The 14,239-nt window shown below is 62.9% G+C and carries 16 protein-coding genes; 8 read left to right on the top strand and 8 right to left on the bottom strand.

The features are described from left to right. Positions 1-71 precede the first annotated feature (71 nt). Entirely contained in the window at positions 72-260 is a 189-nt protein-coding gene (locus tag AB7F49_RS04780) for a hypothetical protein (protein ID WP_428520681.1), read from the top strand. Position 261: 1 nt separating this feature from the next. On the opposite strand, the gene AB7F49_RS04775 is transcribed toward AB7F49_RS04780, so the two are convergent. Continuing rightward, positions 262-1,230: a LysR substrate-binding domain-containing protein gene (locus AB7F49_RS04775; RefSeq protein ID WP_428520680.1), complete on the bottom strand. Its 969-nt coding sequence runs from the start codon at positions 1,228-1,230 to the stop codon at positions 262-264. 123 nt (positions 1,231-1,353) lie between these two features. On the opposite strand from AB7F49_RS04775, the gene AB7F49_RS04770 reads away from it, so the two are divergent. From AB7F49_RS04770 to AB7F49_RS04745, 6 genes are all read left to right on the top strand, one after another. Next, the gene (locus AB7F49_RS04770) at positions 1,354-2,358 is read left to right on the top strand and encodes an ABC transporter substrate-binding protein (RefSeq protein WP_428520679.1); all 1,005 of its coding nucleotides are present in this window, start codon (positions 1,354-1,356) and stop codon (positions 2,356-2,358) included. Then, complete coding sequence (locus tag AB7F49_RS04765) at positions 2,327-3,151, top strand: ABC transporter permease (protein ID WP_428520678.1); 825 nt, start codon at positions 2,327-2,329, stop codon at positions 3,149-3,151. Before AB7F49_RS04770 ends, AB7F49_RS04765 begins: the two co-directional genes overlap by 32 nt. Then, complete coding sequence (locus tag AB7F49_RS04760) at positions 3,139-3,963, top strand: ABC transporter ATP-binding protein (RefSeq protein ID WP_428520677.1); 825 nt, start codon at positions 3,139-3,141, stop codon at positions 3,961-3,963. The genes AB7F49_RS04765 and AB7F49_RS04760 overlap by 13 nt, the downstream gene beginning before the upstream one ends. Beyond that, on the top strand, positions 3,953-4,639 hold the full coding sequence (locus tag AB7F49_RS04755) for a DJ-1/PfpI family protein (RefSeq protein WP_428520676.1): 687 nt from the start codon (positions 3,953-3,955) through the stop codon (positions 4,637-4,639). The genes AB7F49_RS04760 and AB7F49_RS04755 overlap by 11 nt, the downstream gene beginning before the upstream one ends. Before the next feature lie 74 nt (positions 4,640-4,713). Then, positions 4,714-5,043, top strand: coding sequence for a YciI family protein (locus tag AB7F49_RS04750; protein ID WP_428520675.1), 330 nt, complete (start codon positions 4,714-4,716; stop codon positions 5,041-5,043). Continuing rightward, positions 5,040-6,503, top strand: coding sequence for an AMP-binding protein (locus AB7F49_RS04745; protein WP_428520674.1), 1,464 nt, complete (start codon positions 5,040-5,042; stop codon positions 6,501-6,503). The genes AB7F49_RS04750 and AB7F49_RS04745 overlap by 4 nt, the downstream gene beginning before the upstream one ends. A gap of 34 nt (positions 6,504-6,537) precedes the next feature. Here AB7F49_RS04745 and AB7F49_RS04740 read toward each other — a convergent pair whose 3' ends face one another. Then, complete coding sequence (locus AB7F49_RS04740) at positions 6,538-7,416, bottom strand: LysR substrate-binding domain-containing protein (RefSeq protein ID WP_428520673.1); 879 nt, start codon at positions 7,414-7,416, stop codon at positions 6,538-6,540. Positions 7,417-7,531: 115 nt separating this feature from the next. Here AB7F49_RS04740 and AB7F49_RS04735 point away from each other — a divergent pair, with 115 nt between their 5' ends. Further along, positions 7,532-8,554: a YeiH family protein gene (locus tag AB7F49_RS04735; protein WP_428520672.1), complete on the top strand. Its 1,023-nt coding sequence runs from the start codon at positions 7,532-7,534 to the stop codon at positions 8,552-8,554. A gap of 125 nt (positions 8,555-8,679) precedes the next feature. Here AB7F49_RS04735 and AB7F49_RS04730 read toward each other — a convergent pair whose 3' ends face one another. The 6 genes from AB7F49_RS04730 to AB7F49_RS04705 are packed head-to-tail and all read right to left on the bottom strand — an operon-like array spanning position 8,680 to position 14,229. Continuing rightward, a complete protein-coding gene (locus AB7F49_RS04730) occupies positions 8,680-9,660 on the bottom strand; it encodes a Bug family tripartite tricarboxylate transporter substrate binding protein (RefSeq protein WP_428520671.1) in 981 nt (326 codons plus the stop codon). 37 nt (positions 9,661-9,697) lie between these two features. Next, the gene (locus AB7F49_RS04725) at positions 9,698-10,405 is read right to left on the bottom strand and encodes an ABC transporter ATP-binding protein (RefSeq protein WP_428520670.1); all 708 of its coding nucleotides are present in this window, start codon (positions 10,403-10,405) and stop codon (positions 9,698-9,700) included. A 2-nt stretch (positions 10,406-10,407) separates the two neighbouring features. Further along, positions 10,408-11,151: an ABC transporter ATP-binding protein gene (locus AB7F49_RS04720; RefSeq protein WP_428520669.1), complete on the bottom strand. Its 744-nt coding sequence runs from the start codon at positions 11,149-11,151 to the stop codon at positions 10,408-10,410. After that, on the bottom strand, positions 11,148-12,137 hold the full coding sequence (locus AB7F49_RS04715; RefSeq protein ID WP_428520668.1) for a branched-chain amino acid ABC transporter permease: 990 nt from the start codon (positions 12,135-12,137) through the stop codon (positions 11,148-11,150). The genes AB7F49_RS04720 and AB7F49_RS04715 overlap by 4 nt, the downstream gene beginning before the upstream one ends. Continuing rightward, complete coding sequence (locus tag AB7F49_RS04710; protein ID WP_428520667.1) at positions 12,130-13,023, bottom strand: branched-chain amino acid ABC transporter permease; 894 nt, start codon at positions 13,021-13,023, stop codon at positions 12,130-12,132. The genes AB7F49_RS04715 and AB7F49_RS04710 overlap by 8 nt, the downstream gene beginning before the upstream one ends. Positions 13,024-13,056: 33 nt before the next feature. After that, entirely contained in the window at positions 13,057-14,229 is a 1,173-nt protein-coding gene (locus AB7F49_RS04705) for an ABC transporter substrate-binding protein (protein ID WP_428520666.1), read from the bottom strand. Positions 14,230-14,239: the final 10 nt, after the last annotated feature.

The raw sequence follows: 14,239 nt of genomic DNA, 5'->3' as shown, positions 1-14,239 counted from the left end.
GCGCGGTTCTGGAGTGGTTCTTGCTTTTGTCCGAACGGTGCTCCCTGCCGGCTTGATGAGGCGAACGACCGATGCAATCCTATCTGCGGAAGTGCTTCGACGATCTCTGCGAGTTTCCGTATCTTGCGACCTGGCGTGCCCTGGGGGCTTTCATTCTTGCCGGTTACCTCGTCGGCGGCGCCATCATCGGCTTCGCCTATCTGATCCTTGCGACGTTCGGCCTCGCAGCGCACGGTTTCACCGCGGTTGGTACGAGCTGATTCAGCCGAGAGAACCTCGCACCGTCGGCAGTCTGGAAATCTTGCCGGTGCTGGCGCCGAGATCGATCTGGGTCAAGGCTTCCTCGACCAGCCACTCGGCGAACAGGTCGACCAGTGCGTCGTGCTTCCCCAGGGGACGTACCAGCCAATAGGAAAACGGAGACAGCAATTCCTTGTCGAGAATTCTTACCAGCCGCCCGTTGTGAAGATCGTTTGAAACCAGCACCGATCGGCCGAGATAGACGCCCAGACCCTGAGCCGCAGCCTGTTGCGCCAGCGAAGAGTCGGAAAAGACAAGCTCGGACTTCAGGCGATTGAGTTCGACGCCGAAAGCCGAGAGCCATTCGACCCAGCCGAGCGGCATCAGATCGTCGATCAATGGAACATCCAGCAGATGCGCCAATTCGGTGATGGAAGCGGCATCCGCGGCAAAGCTCGGGGAGGCGACCGGAAAGACATGTTCGCCTGCCAGCCTAGTCGACTGCACGCCGTTCCAGCCGCCGGGTCCGTACCGGATACAGCAATCGAACCCGTCCCGACCGGGATCGGCGACCGCAGGGGATGTCGTGAGCTGCAGATCGACGTCCGGAAACTGATTGCGAAACCGCCGGAAAATCGGAGCGAAGCGGGTGGAGGCCAGAGCCGGCAGCATGTCGACCGACAACCGTCGGCCGCGGCCGTCCGGCCGACGCGCGGTTTGCGCTGAGATGCGTGCCGATGCCGCATGCAGCCGCTCCAGGGCAGGCCGGATCTCCAGAAGATAGAGCCGTGCCGCTTCCGTCGACCGAAGCCCATGCGGCAGGCGCTCGAACAGCATGACCCCGAGCATGTCCTCGAGCGACTTGATCCTCTGGCTGACGGCGGATGCCGTGACATTCAGCTCATTGGCTGCGGCCGCGAAGCTCATGTGGCGCATGGCAGCCTCGAACACCGGGAGCGAGTCCAGCGGCGTGTTGCGACGGTTCCACATCAGAGCCAGTTCCTCTAACCCTCAGGAAAAGAATATTGCACTAGCGAAATGAGGATTTACAGGGCCTTATTCACAGGCCGGGCCAAAAAGCGATAGTTGCGCTAACGCAGAGAGGGACATCAGATGCGTTTCCGTGCCTTGCTCGGCGGAGCGGCGATTGCGTTCTCGGTGCTTGCTTCATCGGTTGAATCGCACGCCCAGCCCGTCACCGTCGAACTTGCCTATCTCCCGCTGCTCGGATCGTCGCAGGTCTTCGTGATGGAAAGCGAAGGCTGGGCAAAGGATGCCGGTCTCGATTTCAAGATGACCCGCTTCAATTCCGGGACTGCGATCGTCCAGGCCCTTGCGTCCGGGAAGTTCGACATTGCCATCATGGCGATGTCGCCGGTGATCGTCGCGCGCGCGGCCGGTATCGATCTCAAGGTAGTCGCGGCGATGCACGACATCGATTCGCATGCCTTTATCGGGACGCCACAACTGGCGGGCGCCTATGCGAAGGCGGGGACGCCTGCTGCGGCCTTCGCGCAGTTCGTCAAGGACAATGGACGTCCGGTCAAGATCGCAGCTCTCCCCAAGGGTACGCTGCCGGACACCGCGATCCGCTTCTATCTCGCGCATCACAAGGTGGCGCCCGAGCATTTCCAGATCCTGAGCCAGGGCGACGAGCAGGTTCTGCAATCGATGCTGGCGGGTGCGGTTGATGCCGTGTCGCTCGCCGAGCCGTTGATGGAAATCATCAAGACGAAAATCAGCGGCACCAAGGTGCTGGCCTCCGGCGCGACCCTCATGCCTGGCCACCCCGGATTCGTGATTGCGGTGCGCGAGAAGTTCATTGCGAAGAACCCGGAGGCGGTCCGAAAAATCGTCGAGATGAATGTTCGCGCGACCGATCTGATCAAGAAGGATGCGACGCGCGCCTCAAAGAGTGTGCTGAACTATATCGGGCGCGGACTGCTCGATCAGAATCTCATGGTTGCAGCATTGTCGTCTCCCTACAACCCGGTGAATTCGGACCCTCGCATTCTGGTGAAGGGAACGGATGCGATGCAGGACTTCCAGCTCAAGCTTGGAGTGCAGGCACGAAAGGTTTCGGCAGATGAGCTATTCGATTTCCGCTTCGTCAAGTAATGTCGGACGGCCTGCCGGCGAGCGGCTGCGCGGGCTGTTCACGGGCTTGAATGTCGGTCAGTTCGGCTCCCTGATTTCGCTGATCGTATTTCTCGGCATCTGGGAGGCAGCGGTCCGCACCGGGCTGCTCCCTCAGGTCCTCGTGCCGCCGCCAAGCAGCGTTGTTCCGACCTTCCTGCGCGAGCAGTCGCACGGAATGTGGTCGCAGAATGTCATCGCGAGTCTGCGGCATTATGCGCTGGGCGTCATGATCGGCAGCGTGCTCGGCATATCGCTTGGCGTCGCGAGCGGATTTTGGCCGATCGTTCAGAAGTCGCAGGAGGGCGTCGCGCGGCTGCTGCGTCCGATTCCCCCGATCGCCTGGATTCCGTTCGCGATCATCTGGTTTGGCGTTACCGAGGCGGCGGCCGCCTTCATCATCGGCATCGGCGTCTTCTGGTTCAACTATTTCGCTTCGTATACCGCGGTCAAAGGCGTCGACAAATCCTATATCGAACTGGCCAACGCGTTCTCGCAGGGCGGATTCTTCAACCGCCTCACCAAGATCATCCTTCCGGGCGCGGCACCCGGCATCTTTTCGGGCCTTCGCGCCGGCCTCGGAATGGGCTGGGTCACTGTGCTGGCCGCCGAGCTTTTCGGTATCCCCGGCATCGGTCAGCGCATGATGGAAGCGGGAGGCTTGCTCGCGACCGATGTGGTCGTGCTGTATATGGTGACCATTGCCGCGCTCTACTCGCTTTGCGATATCACCATCACATTCATCAGCAAAAGTGTCCTGCAATGGCAGGAGTAAAGCGGGTCAACACACGGCCGCGGGCGATCCTGCGTGTCGAGGATCTGAGTTTCAGCTTCCGCCGCGAAGGCATCAGTACGCTCGTGCTCGATGGCGTCAGCTTCGATGTTTATCCCGGCGAACTGTTGTGCCTCGTCGGCCCGTCCGGCGTCGGGAAATCCACGGCCTTGCGGGCCATTGCCGGTCTCGCCAGACCGGATCGCGGCAATGTCGTGCTGGAGACATTTCCGCAGGACGGCGCGCGCGATTTCGGCTTCGTGTTCCAGGATCCGCGCTTGCTGCCCTGGCGGCGCGTCGTCGCCAATGTCGAATACGGCCTCGAAGGGTTGCTCCGCTCGAAGGCCGAGCGGCGCGAACGCGCCATGCAGGCGCTTGAACTGGTCGGGCTTCGGGACAAGGCCCGTAATTGGCCCTATCAGTTGTCGGGCGGGCAGAAGCAACGGATCGGACTCGCCCGGGCGCTGGCGCTGCATCCGGCACTGCTCTTGATGGACGAGCCGTTTTCGGCGCTCGACCCGGCTACCCGTCACGGGTTGCAGGACGAATTGCTGGCGATCAAGGCCAAGTCCAGGACCGCTATCGTCTTCGTCACCCATGACATGGACGAGGCCACCTATCTCGCCGACCGCATCTTGTTGCTCGGCGGACAGCCCGCCAGCATCGTCAGGCAGATCCGGATCGACACGGCGCATCCGCGCCAGCGTCGCGTGCAGGCTTCCGAGGCGGCCGATGCCTCTCTGGAGGCCGAACTGCATCGCTTCTTCAAGGACGGTACGAACACCAAGCGAAAGGATGTCAGCAGTGACAATTAACAAGCAGGGATTCAGGCTGGGAGTGTATGTCTGCAAGGAGGCCGAGGTGGTCGATTTTGCATCCCCTTACGGCGTCTTCTCGGTCGCGCGCCGCCTCAATCCGGAGATCGACGTAATTCTGGTCGCCGAGACCATGCGGCCGGTGCAGACCATGTCCGGATTCACCGTGCTGCCCAATGCGGCTTTTGCCGATGAACCCGAACTCGACGCGTTCCTGATTCCCGGTGGGCCCGGACTGCGTCCCGAGCAGCACAACAAGCGGCTGCATCGCTTCATCCGCGAATTGCCCACGGAATGCTACTTGACCAGCGTCTGCACCGGCTCCTGGGTCTACGGCCAGATGGGCCTGCTCGACGGCGAAGCCGCCACCAATCGCAAGAATCCCGACCGGCTGGAAAAGCGGGGAATTGGAAAGCTCCCGATTGATCGCCTGGCGGAGATCGCGCCGACGTGCCGGATCAGCAGAGCGCGCATCGTCGACAGCGGACGCTTCATTACCGCTGGCGGTATCGCGTCGGGCATGGAGCTTGGTTTCTATTTGCTTGGCAAGGCGGGCTTCAGCGACGAGGAGATCGAGGAGGTGGCCTACGTCATGGAATACGAGAAAGGCTACGCGGCCTACAAACAAGACGTGGAAGTCCGCCCTGCGCTGACGGTCGCGCATGCCGCGATGTAGCGGATTGCGGCAGCGCATCGTGCCGGCGTCGACTTTGTTCGCCGGCACCGGACGTCAGGATGCAGGATAGCGCCATGGCGGTCTGGGCTTGCCTGTTCCACGATACCGAAAAAATGCTCGCTGCGCGGCGGGAACGGCGCGCCGATCATCATGCCTTTCTCGACCGGCACCGCGAGATGATCCTCTTGGCCGGCGCATTGTTGGGAGAAGATGAATCCCAGCCAAGTGCCGCACTCTGGATCGTGGAAGCGGACAGCAGGGAAGCGGTGGAAACGCTGATCGGGCAGGATCCTTACTTCCAGAGCGGCCATCGGTCCTGCCGCATTCTGGAGTGGAAACTGGCACGCGAGCGCTATGGCGAGCATTTGCGGGAGCTTCTTGCATTTGCGACCGATACGACATGACCGGAAATCACTTTGCGGACGTGCTGCTCGCTCCCCATCGCAACCGGAACACCCCGTTCCTGCTGCTGGATGATCGACGGACCGTAACCTACGCAGAATTCATCGAACTGACCGGAAGGCTCGCGCAGGCGCTCAAGGTACAAGGCATGGGCGCGGGCGATCGCTTGCTCGCGCGTTTTTCGAAGTCCCCGCTCAACCTTGCGCTGCATTTTGCATGCATTCGGTCCGGCATGGTCCTCGTTCCGGCGAGCCCGGCGCTCGCCGAGACCGAGCTTATTGCGCTGGCGCGAAGCTGCGGAGCGATACGCATCCTGGACGCGCGGAATGTTGCATCGCTTGCCGAACTTGCCACGCGGCAGGATGGAAATTTTGACGATTGCATACGCGGTCCCGGCGACACCGCCGTCGTCTTGCTGACCTCCGGCACCACCGGCAAGCCCAAGGCCTGCATCCTCACGCACGGCAACCTCGTGAGCAATGCGCAAGCTCTTGCCGGAGCATGGGGCATGACGGAGCGCGACGTGGTATTCCACGCGCTTCCGATCTATCACACCCATGGCCTCGCGATTTCGACGAATGCCGCGCTTGCCGCAGGTTCGGCGATCCGCTTTCTGACGACAGACGCGGCCACACCCGTGATCGAGGGGATTGCAAAATCCACGGTGATCATGGGTACGCCGAGGCTTTATGCAGACCTCGCCGGGTCAGATCTGCTGACGCGGCACATGGCCGCCGGCGTCCGACTTTTCATTTCCGGCGGCTCGCCGCTTGGCCTGACCTTGCTGCAGGAGTTCAAGCGGCGTTACGGACACGACATACTCGAACGGCACGGCATGACCGAGGCGAGCGTATCGGTCTCCAATCCGCTGCATGGCGAGCGTCGCGCGGGGACGGTCGGGCTTGCGCTGCCCGGTATCGATCTGCGCATCGTCGATCCCGCTTCCGGCGAGGCATTGCCGCGCGGCCGCCTGGGTTCGGTCGAGATCAGGGGCCCGAATGTGTTTGCCGGCTATCTGGATGACGACACCGCAACCGCTCGCGTGTTTCGCTCCGATGGTTATTTCATCACTGGCGACATCGGCCGGCTGCATGAAGATGGCTATCTCGAAATCGTCGCGCGCGCGGGCGATCTCGTGGTCTGCGGCGGCGAACTGGTCGATCCGCGCGAGATCGAGCGGGTGATCGACAACCATCCGGGGGTTCTCGAGGCCGCGGTGATCAATGTGCGAAAATCGCAGACCAGCGCCGCGGTTCTGGCGATCGTGGTCAGAAGGCCGGGCCAGACCATCACCGAGCAGGAGATTCTGGGCGCTCTGGCGGCGCAACTCGATGCGAAAAAGCTGCCGCAATGCGTTCGGTTTCTGGACCAATTGCCGCGTACCGGCACCGGAAAGGTCAGCAAGCAGCTGCTTCGCGACCGGTTTTCCGTGACAGCAACAGATCACGTTGCGAGCCGGTGACGCACCTGGACGCGGGAAATGCGTCCGGATCGCATTACTGATCGAACTCCTCGATGAATGCCTTCAAAGCCCGGTTCGGACGGCGCTCGCTGTGCGTGAGCGCCAGGAAGGGGCGTTCCATCCTTTCGAACGGCACGGCTCGCAACTGTTTCGACGTCAGCGCCGATTTGACGACCGCATGCGAAATGGCAGTGGCCCCGGCGCCGGCTTCGACCGCGGCCCGCACGGCCTCGTTTGAAGGAAGCTCGAGGCACACGGAAAGCTGCTCGGGCCGGATGCGATGCCGGCGGATTGCCTGTTCGAATACCGCACGGGTTCCTGAACCTCGCTCGCGCAAGACCCATTGTGCCTCGCCGATGTGCTGTGGCGTCAGGCGCCGCAGCCTTGCAAAGGGGTGTTTGGGATGAACCACGACGGTCAGATGGTCGGTGTGGATGAGCTGGGCGTTGAGCTTCGGCTCCATGACCGTGTCCTCGACGAAACCGATCTCGGCTTCGCCGCTGACGACGGCCGAGGCGACCTGCGTGGTGTTTCCGATCGTCACATGGAGCGCGATGGCCGGATATTTCGCCTTGAAGCGCGCGAGCCGCTCCGGCAGCCAGTAGCTCGCCGTGGTCTGGCTCGCATGGATGTGGATGATGCCGCGCCTCACGCCCTGCAATTCGCGCAGGGCCTGGGCTGCCGATGCGGCCGAAAGCAGCACGGCGCGCGCGTCTTCCAGGAACGATCGGCCGTCATGCGTAAGCTCGATCTGGCGGCCGACCCTGTGGAACAGCATGACGCCGTGCCGGGTCTCAAGAGAACGGATGGCGCCGCTGACCGCGGACTGTGTCAGGCGGAGCGAGGCGGCTGCCCGGGTCATGTGCTCGCATTCGGCAACGCTCACGAAGATGCGCAACTGGTCCAGCGTCATGCCTTTTCGCTCCAATCGTTTTTGATCGATAAAACAGATCATTATTAGCATATTTATCGGTTGGACCGTTCGAAGACCAGTCGCTATTTCCCGATGAAGGACGGGAATGCAAGCCATGGCTGCAGCGCAGGGACTCGCGATCCGGGATGGCTTGCGGCAATTGTGGCCCGGCGTTTCGCTCGCGGTCGTGATCGCGATCGCGGCATTCTCGGTGCGTCAGCTCCCCAGCCTGTCGGTCCTCACCCCGCTGTCCGTCGCCGTGCTGATCGGAATGGCCATCGGCAACGGTCTGGTCTTGCCGGCCCGGATGAACCCGGGTGTCGGTTTTGCAGCGCGCCATGTGCTGCGATTTGCGATCGTGCTGCTTGGTTTCCAGCTTAGCGCCACGCAGATCGCAGCCTTCGGCATGGACGGGGCCATCATTGTCATCGCGGTGGTTGCGATCGTCTTCATCGCCACCGGCTGGCTCGGATCGCTTCTCGGCGTGGACGCCAAGCTCTCCCAGTTGATTGCCGCGGGAACCTCTGTCTGCGGGGCCTCGGCGGTGGTCGCGATGAACAGCGTGACCGAGAGCACGGAGGAGGATGTGATCTATGCGGTCGGTTCGGTGACGCTGTTCGGAACCCTGCTGATGTTTCTGCTGCCGGTGCTGGCGTATGGGCTTGGGCTTGGCGCCCTGGATTTTGGCGTCTGGGCCGGCGCGTCGATCCACGAGATCGCGCAGGTGACGGGCGCTGCCTTTCAGTTCAGTCCCGAAGCCGGGGAGAGCGCGGTCGTCGTCAAGCTGACGCGCGTTCTCATGCTCGCGCCGTTGATCGCGATCTGCGGCCTGTGGTTGCGTCGAAGGCGCGCCGCGGCGGACGGCACGACGCCGCCGGCATTCCCGATTTTTGTCCTCGGATTTGTTGGCGCGGTTGTCCTGAACAGCTTGATGCCGTTGCCGGCCGACATGCGGGCGAACCTGATGGTGGTGACCTCATTCCTGATGTCGGTGGCGCTGGCTGCGCTCGGCTTGCAGACGAGCTTCCGAAAGCTCACCGCGAAGGGATTGCGGCCGCTGGCGCTGGGAGCCGTCTCGACAATTCTGATCGTCGGTCTCAGCCTTGGCCTGATCCGCCTCGCGCATTGGCTGGCGTGACTGGAGGCTGGCCCTGACTGGAGGCTGATCTGACCGACCGGTTCTGCTGACAGGCCCGGCGCCAGATCAGGCGAAGCTGCTCTCGCGAAGAGCCGCGATCTCCCTTCCGGCGCCGGGCGAAAGCGCTACATCGGCTGAACGCCGGCCTTGCGAATGATGTCTCCGATCTTCCTGGTTTCAGAGCCGATGAACTTGCGCAGTTCCTCAGGGCCGGGTGCGACCGGCTCGGCGCCCTGCTCGGTGAAGCGTTGCCGCACTTTCGGGTCCTTGATCGCTTCCGCAAGCGCCGCGTAGAGCTTGTCGATCGCAGGCTTGGGCGTACCCGCCGGCGCCAGCATCGCAAACCAGGCACCGGTGACATATCCCGGCATGCCGGCCTCTGCGGTGGTGGGAACGTCCGGCAGCGCCGCCATCCGCTTTTCGGCCGTCACCGCGAGCGGCCGCGCGTCGCCCTTCTGCACCAGCGCCAGAATGTTCGGCAGCAGCTGGAAGCCGACCGGCACCTGCCCGGCGATGAAATCCGGCGGATATTGCGCGATATTGCGGTACGGCACATGCACGAGTTCAACGCCGGCTACCTGGTCGAAAAAGGCGCCTGCGATATGCTGTGACGAGCCGACGCCGACGGTGCCGTAGTTCAGCTGCTTGGGCCGCTCCTTGGCATAGGCGATGAATTCCTTGAGTGTCTTCGGGGGCAATTTGGAATTCACCACGATCACGTTCGGAAGAACGGCGAACAGCGAGATCGGATCGAAATCCTTCTCCGGATCGTAGCCAAGCGATTTGAACAGCGTCCGGTTCGCAGCCAGCGGCCCGGATGCCGTGATGACGAGATTGTAGCCGTCCGGCGTGAGTTTCGCGGCTGCCGCCGTGCCGGTATTGCCGCCGGCGCCGGGCCGGTTCTCGACGATGAATTGCTGGCCCAGAGTCTCGCTCATGCGGTTGAGCATGATGCGGCTGATCACGTCGCTCGCGCTGCCACCGGCAAACGGAATGATAACCTGAATCGGGCGGTTCGGATAGTTATCGGTTTGTGCCGCCGCCGGTGCGCCTGTCATGGCGCCGGCCAGCAATGCCAGCACGACCTTCTTGAAAATTCCGGGCATTCCGTATTTCCTCCTGCTTCCTTGTCGTTGACCGATCTTAGACCGCGATGACCTCCAGCAGCCGCTCGCAATCGGTCTTGCTTGCAGCATCGCCGCTGAAGGTGACCTGTCCGCGCTCTATGGCGATAAAGCGATCGGACAGGGTGAGTGCCTGATGCACGTTTTGTTCGACCAGCAGCACGGCGCATCCCGCCGCTTTCATCTCGCCAATGATCGCATACAGTTCCGCGACGATCATTGGCGCCAGTCCTTCGCTCGGCTCATCGACCAGCAGAAGGCGCGGCTTGCCGACCATCACGCGCGCCATTGCCAGCATTTGCTGTTCTCCGCCGGACAACGTCGTGCCGTGCTGGTAGCGACGCTCCAGCAGCCGGGGAAAGCGCTGATAGATGCGGTCAAGCGCGGCAGCGTTGTCGGCCCTGGACCGGCCCGGCACCTGCAGGAAGCCAAGCGTCAGATTTTCCTCCACCGTCAGCCCCGGAAAGATGCGCCGGTCTTCCGGCACGAATCCGACGCCGCGATGGGCGATGCGGTCGGCGCTGACGCCGTCGATGCGGGCGCCGTCAAACTCGATCTCGCCCTGTGTCGGCTTGATCCAGCCGGCGATGGTCTTGAGCAGGGTGGTCTTGCCGACGCCATTGCGTCCGAATATGCCGAGGACCTCGCCGGCCCGCACCGATAGGTCGATGCCCTGGATAATGTGGCTGGGCCCGTAATGCGTATGCAGGTTGCGGATCGCGAGCATGGTCAGACATGCCCGAGATAGGCGGCCTGCACGGCCGGATTGTTGCGGATTTCAGCGGGCGGCCCCTCCGCGAGCTTCTGGCCCTGATGCAGGACGATGACGTGGTCCGACAGATTCATCACCAGTCCGATATCGTGCTCGATCAGCAGCACGGTCGCGTCGCGGGTCAGGGACTTGATCAGCGCGGCGGTATCCTGGGTGTCGCCGTGGCTCATGCCCTGGGTCGGCTCGTCCAGCAGCAGCACCTTGGGTTTGCAGGCGAGCGCGACCGCGACTTCAAGACGGCGCTGCTCGCCATGTGACAGAGCGCCGGCCTTGTAGTCGGCCTTTTCCGCGAGTGCAAAGCGCTCCAGCAATTCATCCACCCGCTGCAATGCCTTCCGGCTGGCCGAAACCGGACGAAGGGCGAGCGACCACGGCTCCAGCACCTGCGCCGCGAGCCGCAGGTTTTCTGCGACCGGAAGGTCGAAAAACAGGTTGGTGATCTGGAACGAGCGCGCGAGGCCGGCGGCCTGCATCCGGTAGGGCGGCTCCGCCGTATGGTCCACGCCTTCGATCAGCACATGTCCCGAGCGCGGCCGCAACGCGCCCGATATCAGGTTGAACAGCGTTGACTTGCCGGCGCCGTTGGGTCCGATGATCGTGGTGATCCGGTTGCGCTCGACCGAAAAGCTCACGTCGTCGACCGCGCGCAGTCCACCAAACGCGATCGACAGGTTTCGTGTCTCGAGGATCGGCGTCGTCATGGCGGGCCGCCGCGTCCGAGCCGCTTCGCGATGAAGGGCCGAATTACCCCCATCAGGCCCTGCGGCAGGAAGATCACCGCACACATGAACAGGATGCCGATCACGATCAGGTGGTGCTCGGTCCAGCTTCCGATCACGGATTTCAGCACGGTCAGCAGAACGCTGCCATAGAGCGCGCCGACCAGGGTGCCGACGCCGCCAAGGATGACGGTGATGACGGCATTGCCCGAGGTCGAAAAGAACAGCAATTCCGGGGACACGAAGCCGCGCAGCATCGGATACAGCGCCCCGGATACGGTCGCGATCGTAGCGGCGAGCACATACGAGCTGAGCCGCAGCGAAGCGGTCCGAAAGCCGAGGAACGGTACGCGGCGGTCATTGGTCTTGATGGCGATCAGCAGGCGGCCGAACGGCGTATCGAGCAGATAGGCCGCGGCGGCATAGAGCAGCATCGTGACCGTGAGCACGACCAGGAAAAAGCCGGCGGGCGAGGCACTCGAAACCGAGGCGATGCCGAGATTGATCTCGATCACCGGCACGCCGGTCATGCCGTCGGAGGCCCCGATGGCGCGGGTATTGTAGATCACCTTGGCAATGACCTGAGCCATGCCAAAGGTGATGAGCGCGAAATAGACGCCGCGCACGCGAATGGCGATAAGGCCGCCTAGCAGGCCGAGAAACGCGCCGGCCGTGATCGCGACACCGATCGCGGCCCAGAACGAGGGCATCTGCATCAGGACCAGCGCCGAGATATACGCGCCAAGGCCGAAATAGAGTGCCTGCCCCAGCGAGAGAAGTCCCGTATAGCCGAGCAGGATGTCGACGGAGAGCGCGAGGCCGGCAAAGATCAGCGCTTCGGTGCCAAGGCGCAGATAGAACGTGTCGTCCATCGCAACCCCGATCGCGGCGGCGACCAGTGCGAAGACAACCAGCGCGAACGCGAGCAGGTGGCTCGCGCGCATCGAGGTGGTGAGCGCATCACGCATGCCCGAGCCGCCCAAACAGACCCTGCGGCCGCACCATCAGCATGATGACCATGATCCCGAACACGATCGGATCGGTCCAGACCGGCGAGATATAGAGCGAGGCGATGGCCTGGACCTGTGTCAGGAACAGGCCGGCGACGACCGCGCCGGCGATCGAGCCCATGCCTCCGACGATCACCACGGTGAAGGCCATGAGAATGAAATCGCGCCCCATGGTCGGGAAGACCGAATAGATCGGCGCCAGCAGCACACCGGCGAGGGCTGCGAGCGAAACGCCGAACGCGAAGGCGCCGGCATAGACCCACTGCACCGGCACCCCGAGCGAAGCCGCCATGTCGCGATCGAAGGCCGCCGCCCGCACCATCGCACCGATGCGCGTACGATAGACCACGAGCGCCGTACCGATGATGATCAAGGCGCCGACCACGATCATGAATACGCGATAGAGCGGCAGAAAAATTCCGCCCAGTTCGATCGCGCCGCGGATCGGCGTTTCGGGACGCAGCGGATTGGGACCCCAGATCAGCCGGAATACGTCTTCGAGCACCAGCGCAAAGCCGAACGTCAGGAGCAACGTCGCGACATGGCGGTCCGGACTGTGAAACACGCGCTGTATCAGCACACGTTCGACCAGATAGCCGATGGGCAGCATCAGGGCCGGCACCAGAATCAGGAGCAGCCAGAACGGCACCCCGAGCGATGCCAGCGAAACACCGATAAACGCACCGAGCGCATAGAACTCGCCGTGCGACATGTTGATCACATCGAGCAGCCCGAAAATAATCGTCAGGCCGAGCGCAACCAGGATCACGGCGACGCCGAGCACGAGGCCGATGACGATCTGGGGAGCCAGAACGAACTGAAAATAGTCCATCACCCCAGCCATCACCGGTCCTCGCGCGTGCGTGTCCTGTATCGTTCAGAAGCGCTTGCAATTGTCGGGGCCGACGGCATCTTCACCCTTCACCTGACCGGTGATCTGGAATTTGCCGTTCGTGACGCGCACGACATACATCGTCTGCACCGCCTGATGATCGCCGGCGCGCAAGGTCTTCTCGCCTTGCGGCGTCGACCATTTCAGGTCGCTGAAGGCCGCGCGCACCTTGTCGGTGTCGGTGGACTTGGCTTTCTCGACCGCGGCCTTGTAGGCATAGATCAGCCCGTAGGAATCGGCACCGTAGAGGTCGGGGTCGGTCTTGTTGGCGGCACGGAACGCGGCCACGAATTTCTTGTTTTCCGGAGTGTCGATCTCGGCCGAGTAGCCGACGCCGGTGACGAAGCCTTCGGCGGCCTTTCCGATCGCGCCGATATTCTGTGCCGTGACCGTCCCGGACGCGCCGACCACGGTCAGGTTGTTGAGCAGGCCGAATTCGGCGAGCTGGGTGAACAGGCGAACGGTGTCGTTGCCTGCGACCGAGGTATAGAGCACCTGCGGGCGGGCGGCCCGGAGCTGGCCGAAATACTGGGTGTAGTCCTTGGAGTCGAGCGGCGCGAATACCTCGCCGCCGGTCTCGGCGCCGACCTTCTCCGCGCTGGACTTGAAGGCTGCGACGGTTGAGCGGCCCATCTCGTAGTCGGGTCCGAGATAGAACACCTTCGCCTTCGGCTTGTCCTTCGACAGCCACACCGCGAGCGCTGCCGATTGCTGACCGGCGCGGGCGTTGACGCGATAGACGTTGGGTGAGCAGCGATCACCGGTGATCGAGTCGGCGAAGGAGACGGTGGTGGCCATCAGCTTGCCGGCGCGTTCGGCAACCTGGCCGACCGCCAGCGTCGAGCCGGAATTCACGGTGCCGGTGAGAAAGTCGACCTTGTTGACCTGGAACAGCTTGTCCGCCTTCTGGACCGCGACGGCCGGGTTGGCCTCCTCGTCCTCGAAGATCAGTTCGATCGGCCGGCCCATGATGCCGCCGCCGGCGTTGACCTCCTGGGTTGCAAGCTCGAGACCCCATTTCACCTGCTGACCGATGCCGGCATAGGTGCCGCTCAGCGGCGTTACCACCCCGATCTTGATCGGGTCCTTGCCCTGCGCGGCACATAGCGCGGTGGTGGACAACAGGGCCGCGATGCTCAGCGTCATTAATCTGGTCATTTCATTCCTC

Source organism: Pseudorhodoplanes sp., assembly GCF_050250235.1.
In the GTDB taxonomy this organism is placed as follows: Bacteria; Pseudomonadota; Alphaproteobacteria; order Rhizobiales; family Xanthobacteraceae; genus Pseudorhodoplanes.
The sequence above is the reverse complement of the archived record's forward strand: the minus strand, read 5'-3'. Positions and strand labels throughout refer to the sequence as shown.

What these genes read in the sequence shown, in the direction of transcription:
- AB7F49_RS04775 (WP_428520680.1), bottom strand. Translation starts at nt 1,230, where the DNA reads ATGTGGAACCGTCGCAACACGCCGCTGGACTCGCTCCCGGTGTTCGAG.
- AB7F49_RS04715 (WP_428520668.1), bottom strand. Translation starts at nt 12,137, where the DNA reads ATGCGTGATGCGCTCACCACCTCGATGCGCGCGAGCCACCTGCTCGCG.
- AB7F49_RS04705 (WP_428520666.1), bottom strand. Translation starts at nt 14,229, where the DNA reads ATGACCAGATTAATGACGCTGAGCATCGCGGCCCTGTTGTCCACCACC.
- AB7F49_RS04740 (WP_428520673.1), bottom strand. Translation starts at nt 7,416, where the DNA reads ATGACGCTGGACCAGTTGCGCATCTTCGTGAGCGTTGCCGAATGCGAG.
- AB7F49_RS04735 (WP_428520672.1), top strand. Translation starts at nt 7,532, where the DNA reads ATGGCTGCAGCGCAGGGACTCGCGATCCGGGATGGCTTGCGGCAATTG.
- AB7F49_RS04730 (WP_428520671.1), bottom strand. Translation starts at nt 9,660, where the DNA reads ATGCCCGGAATTTTCAAGAAGGTCGTGCTGGCATTGCTGGCCGGCGCC.
- AB7F49_RS04710 (WP_428520667.1), bottom strand. Translation starts at nt 13,023, where the DNA reads ATGGCTGGGGTGATGGACTATTTTCAGTTCGTTCTGGCTCCCCAGATC.
- AB7F49_RS04770 (WP_428520679.1), top strand. Translation starts at nt 1,354, where the DNA reads ATGCGTTTCCGTGCCTTGCTCGGCGGAGCGGCGATTGCGTTCTCGGTG.
- AB7F49_RS04750 (WP_428520675.1), top strand. Translation starts at nt 4,714, where the DNA reads ATGGCGGTCTGGGCTTGCCTGTTCCACGATACCGAAAAAATGCTCGCT.
- AB7F49_RS04745 (WP_428520674.1), top strand. Translation starts at nt 5,040, where the DNA reads ATGACCGGAAATCACTTTGCGGACGTGCTGCTCGCTCCCCATCGCAAC.
- AB7F49_RS04760 (WP_428520677.1), top strand. Translation starts at nt 3,139, where the DNA reads ATGGCAGGAGTAAAGCGGGTCAACACACGGCCGCGGGCGATCCTGCGT.
- AB7F49_RS04780 (WP_428520681.1), top strand. Translation starts at nt 72, where the DNA reads ATGCAATCCTATCTGCGGAAGTGCTTCGACGATCTCTGCGAGTTTCCG.
- AB7F49_RS04720 (WP_428520669.1), bottom strand. Translation starts at nt 11,151, where the DNA reads ATGACGACGCCGATCCTCGAGACACGAAACCTGTCGATCGCGTTTGGT.
- AB7F49_RS04725 (WP_428520670.1), bottom strand. Translation starts at nt 10,405, where the DNA reads ATGCTCGCGATCCGCAACCTGCATACGCATTACGGGCCCAGCCACATT.
- AB7F49_RS04765 (WP_428520678.1), top strand. Translation starts at nt 2,327, where the DNA reads ATGAGCTATTCGATTTCCGCTTCGTCAAGTAATGTCGGACGGCCTGCC.